Source organism: Saccharopolyspora sp. CA-218241 (assembly GCF_050954615.1).
GTDB classification, from domain to species: domain Bacteria; phylum Actinomycetota; class Actinomycetes; order Mycobacteriales; family Pseudonocardiaceae; genus Saccharopolyspora; species Saccharopolyspora cebuensis.
Window position 1 is genome coordinate 3851980 of sequence record NZ_CP191860.1, and the last position, 12920, is coordinate 3864899.

The 12920-nt window shown below is 70.8% G+C and carries 9 protein-coding genes; 6 read left to right on the forward strand and 3 right to left on the reverse strand.

All coding sequences use genetic code 11. The features are described from left to right. Positions 1–8: 8 nt before the first annotated feature. On the reverse strand, positions 9–1238 hold the full coding sequence (locus ACQP0T_RS18315) for a sarcosine oxidase subunit beta family protein (RefSeq protein WP_433869190.1): 1230 nt from the start codon (positions 1236–1238) through the stop codon (positions 9–11). Continuing rightward, positions 1238–2536 carry a serine hydroxymethyltransferase gene (glyA, locus tag ACQP0T_RS18320; RefSeq protein ID WP_433869191.1) on the reverse strand — a complete coding sequence of 433 codons (1299 nt, stop codon included), beginning with the start codon at positions 2534–2536 and terminating at the stop codon, positions 1238–1240. The genes ACQP0T_RS18315 and glyA overlap by 1 nt, the downstream gene beginning before the upstream one ends. Positions 2537–3035: 499 nt before the next feature. Between glyA and ACQP0T_RS18325 the strand changes: the two genes are divergently transcribed. The 6 genes from ACQP0T_RS18325 to ACQP0T_RS18350 all read left to right on the forward strand — a co-directional run bounded on the left by ACQP0T_RS18325 (position 3036) and on the right by ACQP0T_RS18350 (position 11195). Continuing rightward, positions 3036–5501: a GcvT family protein gene (locus tag ACQP0T_RS18325; protein ID WP_433869192.1), complete on the forward strand. Its 2466-nt coding sequence runs from the start codon at positions 3036–3038 to the stop codon at positions 5499–5501. A gap of 69 nt (positions 5502–5570) precedes the next feature. Beyond that, positions 5571–6191 (forward strand): cyclodeaminase/cyclohydrolase family protein, encoded by a 621-nt coding sequence (locus ACQP0T_RS18330; RefSeq protein WP_433869193.1) that lies wholly within the window; start codon positions 5571–5573, stop codon positions 6189–6191. Further along, positions 6188–7108, forward strand: a complete 921-nt coding sequence (locus ACQP0T_RS18335; RefSeq protein ID WP_433869194.1) for a bifunctional 5,10-methylenetetrahydrofolate dehydrogenase/5,10-methenyltetrahydrofolate cyclohydrolase — start codon at positions 6188–6190, stop codon at positions 7106–7108. The genes ACQP0T_RS18330 and ACQP0T_RS18335 overlap by 4 nt, the downstream gene beginning before the upstream one ends. Positions 7109–7283: 175 nt before the next feature. Further along, entirely contained in the window at positions 7284–8657 is a 1374-nt protein-coding gene (locus ACQP0T_RS18340) for an L-serine ammonia-lyase (RefSeq protein ID WP_433869195.1), read from the forward strand. A 10-nt stretch (positions 8658–8667) separates the two neighbouring features. Continuing rightward, positions 8668–9516, forward strand: coding sequence for a formyltetrahydrofolate deformylase (purU, locus tag ACQP0T_RS18345; protein WP_433869196.1), 849 nt, complete (start codon positions 8668–8670; stop codon positions 9514–9516). 530 nt (positions 9517–10046) lie between these two features. Continuing rightward, positions 10047–11195: an aromatic ring-hydroxylating oxygenase subunit alpha gene (locus ACQP0T_RS18350; RefSeq protein ID WP_433869197.1), complete on the forward strand. Its 1149-nt coding sequence runs from the start codon at positions 10047–10049 to the stop codon at positions 11193–11195. A 190-nt stretch (positions 11196–11385) separates the two neighbouring features. On the opposite strand, the gene ACQP0T_RS18355 is transcribed toward ACQP0T_RS18350, so the two are convergent. Then, complete coding sequence (locus tag ACQP0T_RS18355; RefSeq protein ID WP_433869198.1) at positions 11386–12750, reverse strand: MFS transporter; 1365 nt, start codon at positions 12748–12750, stop codon at positions 11386–11388. Positions 12751–12920 lie beyond the last annotated feature (170 nt).

The following is a 12920-nucleotide window of genomic DNA, read 5'->3' on the forward strand; positions in this document are numbered from 1 at the left end:
GGACTCCTTCAGTGCGCCACACCGGCGGCGCCGTGCTCGTCGACCAGTGCGCCGGTGGTGAACCGCTCGAGGCTGAACGGGGCGTTGAGCGGGTGCGGTTCGTCGTGGGCGATGGTGTGGGCGTAGCACCAACCCACCCCCGGGGTGGCCTTGAAGCCCCCGGTGCCCCAACCGCAGTTGATGTACAGGCCGTCGAACGGGGTGCGCCCCATGATCGCCGAGGCATCGGGGGTCACGTCGACGACTCCGGCCCAGGTGCGCAGCACGTGCGCGCGGGCGAAGATCGGGAACAGCTCCACGGCCGCGGTCAGCTCCCGCTCGATGGTGTGGAACGACCCGCGCTGCCCGTAGGAGTTGTAGGCGTCGATGCCCGCGCCGAGCACGAGTTCCCCCTTGTGCGCCTGGGAAACGTAGACGTGCACCGCGTTGGACATGACCACGGTGGGGTGCACCGGCTCCAGCAGTTCGGAGACCAGCGCCTGCAGCGGGTGGCTCTGCAACGGCAGCGGCAGCCCCAGCTCGTCGGCGAGGACCGACGTGTGGCCCGCGGCGGCCAGCGCGACCTTGCCGGCCCGGATCGTGCCGCGGGTGGTGCGGACCCCGGTCACCCTGTCCCCGACCCGCTCGAACCCGGTGACCTGGCAGTTTTGCACCAGGTCCACGCCCATGCGGTTCAGCGCGCGGGCGAATCCCCACGCGACGTGGTCGTGCTTGGCGATTCCCGCCCGCGGCTGCCACGTCGCCCCGAGCACGGGGTACCGCAGGTCCTCCGAGGTGTTCAGGATCGGGCAGATCTCGGCGACCTGATCGGGATCGAGCCACTCGGCGTCGATGCCGTTGAGCCGGTTCGCCCCGACCCGCCGGACGCCGTCGCGCACCTCCTGCAGCGAGTGCGCCAGGTTCAGCACCCCGCGCTGCGAGAACAGCAGCGGGTAGTCCAGCTCCTCGTCGAGCCCTTCCCACAGCTTCAGCGCGTGCTCGTAGAGACCGGCGCTCTCGTCCCACAGGTAGTTCGAGCGGATGATCGTGGTGTTGCGCGCCATGTTGCCGCCCGCCAGCCACCCGCTCTCCAGCACGGCGACGTTGGTGATGCCGTGGTTGACCGCCAGGTAGTAGGCCGTGGCCAGTCCGTGCCCGCCACCACCGACGATCACCACGTCGTAGGAGGACTCGGGATCCGCCGACTCCCAGAGGAAATCCGGGTGCTCCGGCAGGTCGGCGCCGGGAGTGCGCGGCATCAGCGTCCTCCGTCCAGTTCGGGGTAGAGGGGGTTGGCCTTGGCCAGGGTTTCGACCCGGCCGCGCAGGGCGGTGGCGGTGGCCTCGTCGAAGCCGGGCTTGAGGGCTTCGGCGATGATGTCGGCGACCTCGGTGAACTCGGTGTCGCCGAAGCCGCGGGTGGCCAGTGCCGGGGTGCCGATGCGCAGCCCGGAGGTGGTCATCGGCGGTCGCGGGTCGTTGGGCACCGCGTTGCGGTTGACCGTGATGCCGATCTCGTGCAGCCGGTCCTCGGCCTGCTTGCCGTCCAGCTCGGAGTGGCGCAGGTCCACCAGCACCAGGTGCACGTCGGTGCCGCCGGAGACCAGCTCGACCCCGGCGGAGCGGGCGTCGTCGGCCTGGAGCCGCTCGGCGAGCAGCTTGGCCCCGGCCACGGTGCGGCGCTGCCGGTCGGCGAACTCCGCCGAGGCCGCGACCTTGAACGACACCGCCTTGCCCGCGATCACGTGCTCCAGCGGCCCGCCCTGCTGCCCGGGGAACACCGCGGAGTTGAACTTCTTGGCCAGCGCGGTGTCGGCGGACAGGATCACCCCGCCGCGCGGACCGCCGAGGGTCTTGTGCGTGGTCGTGGTGACCACGTGGGCGTGCGGCACCGGGTTCGGGTGCAGCCCGGCGGCCACCAGCCCGGCGAAGTGCGCCATGTCGACCATCAGATAGGCGCCGACCTCGTCGGCGATCTCGCGGAACCGGGCGAAGTCGAGCTGCCGCGGGTAGGCCGACCAGCCCGCGACGATGAGCTGCGGCCGGTTCTCCCGGGCCAGGCGGGCGACCTCGTCCATGTCGACCCGGTGGTCGTCGTCGCGCACCGTGTAGGGCACCACGTTGTACAGCTTGCCGGAGAAATTGATCTTCATCCCGTGGGTCAGGTGACCACCGTGCGCCAGATCCAGACCCATGATGGTGTCACCCGGCTTGAGCAGCGCGAACATCGCCGCGGCGTTGGCCTGCGCCCCCGAGTGCGGCTGGACGTTGGCGTACTCCGCACCGAACAACGCCTTGACCCGGTCGATGGCCAGCCGCTCGACCACGTCGACGTGCTCGCAGCCACCGTAGTACCGCTTGCCCGGATAGCCCTCGGCGTACTTGTTGGTCAGGACCGAACCCTGCGCCTCCAGCACCGACCGCGGCGCGAAATTCTCCGAAGCGATCATCTCCAACGTCGCCTGCTGGCGGTTCAACTCGGCACCGACCGCCGCCGCCACCTCGGGGTCGACGGCCGAAAGCGGGTCGTTGAAAAAATCCTTACCGGACGGACTCATGGGACTCCTTCCGCGCTGGAGAAGGCCAGCCAGGGGAGATCAAGGGGGTCGAGCCAGTGCCGGACCAGTGACACGACAACTGACATATCAGTTGGCGATCATAGTAGCACCGCGCGCCGCCCGGTCAAGAGGTCAATCCACCCGCAAACTGGCCTCGATAGCTGGAACCCCTTGCGGAAACGCGGAATCCGGACCGCCGCACGCTCCGCCCGCGCCGCGCGCGGCCACCCGTTCAGATCGAATTTCGACCGGGTTGTTGACCTCCGGAGCACCGCCGCTTAGTTTGCCAGGAAGTTAATATATCAGTTCCTCGTCCAGGTCTCGCCTCCTGCGCCGTCCACAGCGCGAACGGCTCGGCGCACGCCCTGGATCCCCGCTGCCATCCCGCGCCGGCGTCGGCTTCAGGGCGTCGGAACAGTTCGTTCTCCCCGCTCCTGCAACGAGAGCCGCAGCCGCGCACTCCCCGCGGTCAACACCACCCCGCCGTTAGGAGACCAGCATGAGCAGGACCCCTCGTGTCGTCATCGTCGGAGCCGGGATCGTCGGCGCGAACCTGGCCGACGAGCTCACCAGTCGCGGGTGGCACCAGGTCACCGTCCTCGACCGGGGCCCGCTGCCGCTCACCGGCGGCTCGACCTCGCACGCGCCCGGCCTCGTCTACCAGACCGGCTCGTCGAAGACGATGACCGAGTTCGCCACCTACACCGTCGAGAAGCTCCAGAGCCTCGACGCCGCAGGCGGCTGGTGCTTCAACCAGGTCGGCGGGCTGGAGATCGCCACCACCCCCGAACGGCTGCACGACCTGCACCGCAAGCAGGGCTGGGCGACCTCCTGGGGCGTTCCCGGCGAGGTCATCAGCCCCGAGGAGTGCGCGAAGCTGCACCCGCTGCTCGACCCGGACCGCATCCTCGGCGGCCTGCACACCCCCACCGACGGGCTCGCCAAGGCGACCCGGGCGGTCGAGGAGCTCGCCCGCCGCGCCGTGGCCCGCGGGGCCCGCTTCCGGGGTGGTGTCGAGGTCGTGGGGATCAACCACCATCGCGGACAGGTCACCGGCGTGGAGACCGACCAGGGCGAGGTGCCGGCGGACATCGTGATCTCCTGCGCCGGCTTCTGGGGCCGCGCCATCGGCGAGATGGCGGGGATGCGGGTACCGCTGCTGCCGATGGCCCACCAGTACGCGCGCACCGAGCCGCTGCCGGAGCTGGCCGGGCGCAACGACGAGCGCACCGAGGCGACGCTGCCGACCCTGCGCCACCAGGACCACGACCTGTACTACCGGCAGCACGTCGACCGCCTGGGCATCGGCACCTACGCGCACCGCCCGATCCCGGTGGAGCCGGGTGAACTGCCGCAGCAGGACTCCACCACCGAGCGGTCCATGCCGTCGATGCTGCCGTTCACCGAGGAGGACTTCGCCGCGTCCTGGGAGCACAGCCGGCGGTTGCTGCCCGCGCTGGAGTCGGCGGAGATCGACACCGGGTTCAACGGGATCATGTCGTTCACCCCCGACGGTGGGCCGCTGGTCGGCGAATCACCCGACGTGTCCGGATTCTGGATCGCCGAGGCCGTGTGGGTCACCCACTCCGCCGGCGTGGCGCGCGCGGTCGCGCAGCTGCTGGTGGACGGGCGCAGCGAGATCGAGCTCCACGGCTGCGACGTGCACCGCTTCGACGAGATCGAGACCACCGAGGCCTTCGTCGACGAGACCGCCCAGCGCAACTTCGTCGAGGTCTACGACGTCAAGCACCCGCTGCAGCCGCGGTTCTCCCCGCGCGAGCTGCGGGTCAGCCCGTTCCACGCCCGGCAGAAGGAGCTCGGCGCGGTCTTCCTGGAATCCCACGGCTGGGAGCGGCCGCACTGGTACGAGGCGAACGCGCCGCTGGTCCAAGACCTGCCGATGGAGTGGCAGCCGCCGTCGCGGGACGCCTGGTCGGCGATGTACCACTCCCCCATCGCCGCGGTCGAGGCGTGGAAGACCCGCACCGCCGTCGCGCTCCACGACATGACCTCGCTCAAGAGGCTGGAGATCAGCGGCCCGGGCGCGCTGGACTTCCTCGACCGCCTCACCACCAACAAGGTGCGCAAATCCGTCGGCTCGGTCACCTACGCGCTGGTGCTCGACGAGGCCGGTGGGGTCCGCAGCGACCTGACCGTCGCGCGGCTCGGCGAGGAGCTCTTCCAGGTCGGTGCCAACGGGAACCTCGACCACGACCACTTCCGCCGGGAGCTGCCCGCGGACGGCAGCGTGCAGCTGCGCGACATCACCGGCGGCACCTGCTGCATCGGCGTCTGGGGGCCGCTCGCGCGCGACCTGGTGCAGCCGCTTTCCCGGGACGACCTCTCGCACGAGGGTCTGAAGTACTTCCGCTGCAAGCCCGTGCACATCGCCGGCATCCCGGTCACCGCGATGCGCGTGTCCTACGTGGGTGAACTCGGCTGGGAGCTCTACACCAGCGCCGAACTCGGGCAGCGGCTCTGGGACGTGCTCTTCGAAGCCGGCCGCGGGCTCGGTGTCGTGGCCGCCGGTCGGGCGGCGTTCAACAGCCTGCGGCTGGAGAAGGGCTACCGCGCCTGGGGAGCGGACATGACCACCGAGCACAACCCCTACGAAGCCGGCGTCGGGTTCGCCGTGCGGCTGCAGAAGGGCGGGTTCACCGGCCGCGACGCCCTTGCCGCCCTCGACCAGGAGGCGATCTCCCGCCGGTTGTGCTGCCTGACGATCGACGACGGGCGCAGCGTGGTGCTCGGCTCGGAGCCGGTGTTCCTCGACGGCGCGCCCTCCGGCTACATCACCTCCGCCGCCTTCTCGCACACCCTCGGCACGCCGATCGCCTACGCCTGGCTGCCCGCCACCGCCGAACCCGGCACCCCGGTCGAGATCCAGTACTTCGACCGCCGGGTGCGCGCCACCGTCGCCGCCGAACCGCTGGTCGACCCGGACATGCACCGCATCCGCCGCTGATCCCGCCGCACGCACGACCCGACCGGCCCTTCCCGGCTCGGCGGGGGTGCACGACCGCGAAGGACCACCATGCGCACCGACACGATCGAGACCTTCCTGCACGGTCTCGCCGCCCGGGAACCCGCGCCGGGCGGCGGGGCGAGCGCAGCGCTGCACGCCGCGCAAGCGGCCGCGCTGCTGGGCATGGTCGCCCGCTACAGCGACGGCGCGAAGTACGCCCGGCACGCCACGGACATCGAGGAGGTGCGGGACGCCGCTGACGACCTGCGCGCCCGTGCCCTGGGCCTGGCCGAGCAAGACGCGGAAGCCTTCGGCGCGGTCGGCGCCGCGTACCGGCTGCCGAAGGAGACGACCGCCGACAAGAACGCCCGCACGCAGGCGATCGCGGCCGCCCTCGCCGAGGCGGGGCGGGTGTCCGCCCGAGTGATCGCCGCGGCCGAGCGGCTCGTCGACCTCGCCGAACGACTGCGCCCGATCGGCAACGCCAACGTGATCACCGATGTCGCCGCGGCCGCGGCCGCGGCTCGAGCGGCGGCCTCGACCGCGCGGGTCAACATCGAGGCCAACCTCGCCGGGACCGCCGACCCCGAGGTCTGCGCCGAACTCGGCGAAGCGCTCGTCAAGACCGACGACCTCCTCGCCCGCACCGACGAGATCACCCACGCCGTCCGGGAGGAGATCCTGCGATGACCACTCTCCATCCCACCCCGCCCCGCGCCCCCGGCAGGGCCGGCGCCGAACTCGGCGGCACCGGGCTCGCTCGCACGATCCGGGTCCGGGCCGCCGCGAATGCCGCCGAACTCGCGGAGGCCGGCGTACCGCCGCAGCTGGCCGTCGTCGTCGCGACCGAGGACGAAGCCAGCGCCTGGTACGTGCGCTCGATCGCCAAGGCCGCCGCCAAGGCCGGTATCGAATGCCGGGTCGAAGACCTCGGCCCCGCCGCCGGACCCGAGCGGATTCGCGCCACGCTCGAAGAACTCAGCGCCGACGAGGCGGTGCACGGGATCATCCTGCAGACCCCGCTGCCCGCCGGCGCCGACTTCGAAGATCTCACCGCGGCGATCGCACCGGACAAGGACGTCGACGGCGCCAGCCCGCTCTCGCTCGGCCGCCTCGCCGCGGGCCTGCCCGCCCACCCGCCGGCCACAGCCGCAGCGGTGCTCGAACTCCTCGACCACCACGGCGTCGAGCTCGTCGGGCGCACCTGCGTGGTGGTCGGCCGTTCGAACGTCGTCGGCAAACCGGTCGCGCAACTGCTGCTGCAGCGCGACGCGACGGTGACGATCTGCCACCGCCACACCGCCGACCTCGCGGCGGTCACGCCCACCGCGGACGTCCTCGTGGTCGCCGTCGGCAAACCCGGCCTCATCACCGCCGAGCACGTGCGGGAGGGGGCGATCGTCATCGACGTCGGCACGAACCCGACCTCCGGCGGGGAACTCGTCGGCGACGTGGAGCTCTCGGTGCTCGCCCGCGCGGGCGGGTTGACCCCGGTGCCCGGCGGTGTGGGGCCGGTGACCACGGCGCTGCTGCTGCGCCACACCGTTCAGGCCGCGATGCGTTCCGCACACCGCGCCTGGTTGCGGAACCAGCGGGACTCCGGATGACGCCGAGTGCCGCGTCCGCAGCCGCGAGATCCGGCACGACAACCACCCGCAGCGCGGTTCCGCCCCCGCTTCGTCGACGCCCGCCGCGCTGCGCCGGGGCGACGTGCGCGCAGTCCACCACGCTGGGGCCGCCGGAGACGAAGCACCGCCCCACGCGACCCGGTCAGGAGCGTTCATGAGCCTCTCGGTCTTCGACTTGTTCAAGGTCGGCATCGGGCCGTCCAGCTCGCACACGGTCGGCCCGATGCGGGCGGCGTACCTGTTCGTATCCCGTCTGCGCGACGGGGGAACGCTGCCACACGTCGCGCAGGTCCGCTGCGAGCTGTTCGGTTCGCTCGGCGCGACCGGCCACGGCCACGGCAGCGTCAAGGCCGTGGTGCTGGGCTTGGCCGGCGAGCAACCGCACCTGGTGGATCCGGTCGCGGCCGAACCACAGGTGCGGGCCGCGCGCGAAGAACGTCAGCTCAGCCTCGGCGGCGAGCACAAGGTGGCGTTCAGCATCGACGACGACGTCGTCCTGCACCGGAACACCAGGCTCGAGTTCCACAGCAACGGCATGGTCTTCGAAGCCTTCGACGGCACGGGATCCCGGCTCGATCGCCGGGAGTACTACTCGGTCGGCGGCGGCTTCGTCCTCGACGAGGACGAAGCAGGCCGTCCGGTCCTGGTCGAGGACGAGGTGCCGGTGCCGCATCCTTTCCGCACCGGCGCGGAACTGCTGGCGCAGACCGCGGAAGCCGGACTGCGGATCAGCGACGTCATGCTGGCCAACGAACGAGCCTGGCGCAGCGAGGCGGAAACCCGCTCCGGGCTGCTGCAGACCTGGTCGGTCATGCAGGAGTGCGTCGTCAACGGCACGCACGCGCGCGGAACCCTTCCCGGCGGGCTCAAGGTCCGCCGGCGGGCCCGCGAACTCCGCGAGCACCTGGAGAGCAGCACCGACGAGGGCGACGCCTTGCACGCGATGGAGTGGGTCACCCTCTACGCACTGGCGGTCAACGAGGAGAACGCCGCAGGCGGCCGGGTCGTCACCGCCCCGACCAACGGCGCCGCCGGCATCGTCCCGGCCGTCCTGCACTACGCCCACCGCTTCCTCGCTTCGTTCAGCGACGACACCGTCGTCCGGTTCCTGCTCACCGCCGGGGCGATCGGGGTGCTGTTCAAGGAGAACGCCTCGATCTCCGGAGCCGAGGTCGGTTGCCAGGGCGAGGTCGGATCGGCCTGCTCGATGGCCGCCGCAGGTCTGGCCGAGGTCCTCGGCGGCACGCCGGAGCAGGTGGAGAACGCCGCGGAGATCGGCATCGAGCACAACCTCGGCCTGACCTGCGACCCCGTCGGCGGGCTGGTGCAGATCCCCTGCATCGAGCGCAACGCGGTGGCCGCGATCAAAGCGATCACGGCCGCCCGGATGGCGGTGCGCGGCGACGGGCAGCACCACGTCTCGCTCGACAAGGCGATCAAGACCATGCGCGAGACGGGCGCGGACATGAAGGACAAGTACAAGGAGACCGCCCGCGGCGGGCTGGCTCTCAACATCGTGGAGTGCTGAGGAGAAACCCGTGACACACTCGTTCACCCTCACCCTGGACTGCCCCGATCGCACCGGCATCGTGCACGCGGTCAGCTCCTACCTCGTCTCGCAGGGCTGCGACATCGGCGAGTACCGGCAGTTCGACGACCCGGTGCGCGGCCGCCTGTTCCTGCGCACTCAGTTCACCGCCCCGCACGAAGTCGATGTCGAGGTGTTGTCCCGCGAGTTCGAACCCGTCGCCGCCGACTTCGCGATGCACTACGCCTTCCACCCAGACCGGCGCGCGCGGATCGTGGTGCTGGTCTCCAAGCTCGGGCACTGCCTCAACGACCTGATCTACCGCTGGCGCACCGGCGGCCTCAGCGCCGACATCGTCGCGGTGGTGTCCAACCACGAAGACCTGCGCCCCATGGCCGAGGCCGCGGGCCTGCCGTTCCACCACATCCCGGTCACCGCGGAGACCAAGCCCGAAGCCGAAGCCCGGCTGCTGCAGGTGGTCGACGAGCACGATGCCGAGCTGGTCGTCCTCGCCCGCTACATGCAGGTCCTGTCCGACCAGACCTGCAAGGTGCTGCACGGCCGCGCCATCAACATCCACCACTCGTTCCTGCCCGGCTTCAAAGGAGCCAAGCCCTACCACCAGGCCTACGACCGCGGGGTGAAGCTCGTCGGCGCGACCGCGCACTACGTCACCCCGGACCTCGACGAAGGACCGATCATCGAGCAGGAGGTGATCCGCATCGACCACACCCACGATCCGCATGCCCTGCAGACCGTCGGCCGGGACGCCGAAGCACTCGCCCTGTCCCGTGCCGTGCGCTGGCACTGCGAGCGCCGCGTGCTGCTCAACGGCACCAGCACCGTCGTCTTCCCCTGAGCACTCCGGGAGATGTCCGCCGACTTCGCGCCGCTTTCGCCGCGCCCCCGACTCCCCAACGCTGATCTGCACCTGGTACTCGACTGGTACATCTGCACCCGATAAATTTGTCCCCAGAGACCAGGAGCGGACACCGCCCATCCCGTCAGCGCCGCCGAAGGAAGCATGCCCCTTGCGCACAACTGTCGCCGCCGGTGCTCCCCGCGCCCCGCAGGCTCTTGCACCGCGTCACCCGGATTGGTCCGCTGACCAACCCGCCAGTTGCGGATCGAGCATGCAGCACGATCCTCACGCACCAGAGGGTCGATCCTCTTCGCCCCAGCGGTCAGGTGCGCGCTGACACCGGATGGGCCTGGAATCGCACTTCGTGGAACCGTCCTCCGCGGGCCGCGCGCCCGGGTGCGACGGGCCGCCACCTCCGGTGAACGGTCAATCCCGTCCAGGCCACCTGAAGCCACATCGATCCCGCTGCCGTGCGGTCTCGGCAGCGGCGCAACGCGTTCGCCCTTCTCCAGCGAGGAGCACTACCCATGACGACCGGTGAGCTTTCCACCTCCGCCGAGGCCCAAGCCCGTCTCCCCGAGAGCCTGCGCGAGACGCTGGCGGGCCACTACTACACCGACCCCGCGATCTTCCGCGCCGAGCAGGAAAGGATTTTCGAGGCCGGCTGGTTCTGCGCCGTGCACAGCGCCGACCTCACCCGGCCCGGCCAGTTCGAGACCGTCCAGATCGGCCGGGAGAGCGTCCTGGTCACCCGCGCCCGCAGCGGCGAGATCAAGGCGTACCTCAACGTCTGCCGGCACCGCGGGGCCAGGCTGTGCACCGAGGACAAGGGCGAGGTGCGGCGCTCCTTCCAGTGCCCCTACCACGCCTGGACCTACTCCCTGGACGGCAAGCTGATCGCCGCGCCGAACCTCAACGCGATGGACGACATCGACCGGGACGAGTACGGCCTGCACCAGGTCCACGTGCGCGAATGGCTCGGCTACGCCTGGCTGTGCCTGGCCGAGCAGCCGCCGTCCTTCGAGGACACCGTGATCCAGGACGTCACCGACCGGCTCGGCACCCCTGACGCGATCGTGGGCTACCAGGTCGCCGACCTCAAGCTCGGCCGGCGCATCGAGTACGACGTGAAGGCGAACTGGAAGCAGATCGTCGAGAACTTCATGGAGTGCTACCACTGCGCGACGATCCACCCCGAGCTCACCGAGGTGCTGCCGGAGTTCGCCGACGGCCTTGCCGCGCAGTACTTCGTGGGGCACGGCGCGGAATTCGGCGCGGGCGTGGAGGGCTTCACCGTCGACGGATCGGCCGGGCTGGAGAAGCTGCCCGGCGTGGACGAGGACCAGGACCGGCGCTACTACGCCATCACCGTGCGACCGCAGGTGTTCATCAACCTGGTGCCGGACCACGTGGTCTTCCACCGCATGTTCCCGCTCGCACCGGACCGCACCCTCGTGCGGTGCGACTGGCTCTACCTGCCGGAGGTCGTCGACTCCGGCGCCGACATCGACCGTTCGGTGGAGCTGTTCCACCGGGTCAACCAGCAGGACTTCGACGCCTGCGAGCGCTGCCAGCTCGCGATGGACTCCCGGTCCTACCGCGACGGCGGGGTGCTGGTCCCCAGCGAGCACCACATCGGCGGGTTCCACGACTGGGTGCGCAAGCACATCGGCTGACCTCCGGGAGGAGCGGACGGCCCCGGGCGGACAGCACGTCCGCACGGGGCCGCCCTTCTCCGCTCGGCCGAAGCCCCGTCGAACAGCCGGATCTCGTTCTCCCCCACGCTGGCCGACTAGCCCGCTGGTCGGTCAAGCGCACGACGCGCGCGAAGACCACACGACCTGCCCGCCCGAAATCGACGACGGCTCAGCGCGGATGTTCCATCGGGACCCCGTCCGCGGACAGCGGCGGATCGGGGAGCTCGGAGCTGGACGCCAGCGGAGCGGCTCCGGCCAGCGGCCGCCCGGCGTGCTCCCGCAGGAAGTAGGTCGTGACGACCCCGACGACGCCCGCACCGACCAGGTAGTACCCCGGCCAGTCGAGATTGCCGGTCGCGGTGACCGCAGCCTCGATGATCGTCGGCGCGGTCCCGGCCAGCAGCGAGACCGACAGGTTGAAGATGACCGCGAGACTGCTGTAGCGGATCATGGTCGGGAACAGCGCGGGAAGCGTCGACGGCGACACCGCCGCGAAGCACAGCAGGCACATCCCGATGATCAGCAGCCCGGCGATCTGCCCCAGCAGCCCTTCGCGCAGCAGCCACACCGCAGGCAGTCCCAACAGCACCAGCGTCACGCTGCCGGTCATGAGGATCGGCCTGCGCCCGACGCGATCGCTGAGCCTCCCGACCCACGCGATCGCGCACACCATCACCACCATGACCGCGACCTGCATCCCGGTGGCGGCCACACCGCTGGCCCCGCCCTCGCCGAAGCGCGGCAGCGTGCCGGTCAGGTAGGTCGGGAGGTAGTTGGTCAGCACGTAGTTGGTCACGTTCCAGGCGACGACCACGCCGGCCGCGACCAGCGCCGCGGCGCGGTAGTGGCGGATGACGATCTGGACCGCGCGCTTGGCCGACATCGTGGCCAGCGCGGGCGAACGCTCCATGAGCTGCCGGAACGCGGGCGTGTCCTCCAGCCGCATCCGCAGGTACACCCCGGTGATCCCGAGCGGCAGCGCGAGCAGGAACGGCACCCGCCAGCCCCACGCCAGCAGAGCCTCGTGCGGCAGCAACGCGATCAGAGCGCCGCACACGCCCGCGCCGAGCGCGTACCCCGTCAGCGTGCTGAATTCCAGCCAGCTGCCGAAGAATCCGCGTCGCCGGTCCGGCGCGTATTCGGCGACCAGCGTCAGCGCCCCGGTGTACTCGCCCCCGGCGGAGAACCCCTGCAACATCCGCACGAGCAGCACCAGCAGCGGCGCCACCAGGCCGACCGCCCCGTAGGTGGGCACCAGCCCGAGCAGCACCGTGGCGCCCGTCATCAGCAGCACGGTGGCCGAAAGGACCTTGGTGCGGCCGAACCGGTCACCGAGCCTGCCGAACACGAACCCGCCGAACGGCCGCATCACGAACGCCGCGGCGAACGCACCCAGCGTGCACACCGCAGCCCACTCACCGGCTTCCGGAAACAGCACCCGCTCAAGCACGACCGCGGCCAGGTAGGAGTAGATCCCGAAGTCGTACCACTCGGCCACGTTGCCCACCGCCGCGGCGGCGACAGCGCGGCGCACGGTCCGCTCCTCCTGCACGACGGGCGGCGTGATGCCATCCCAAGGCCCCGCAGGCCGACCGGTCATGAGGACTCCCCTGGTGCGAACCGCAACGGGCCCGCAGCGGTGCTGCAGCCCGGCCCGCTCGATCCCTTGTGGCGTGGACCCTGCTGTTGATATATCTGTACACG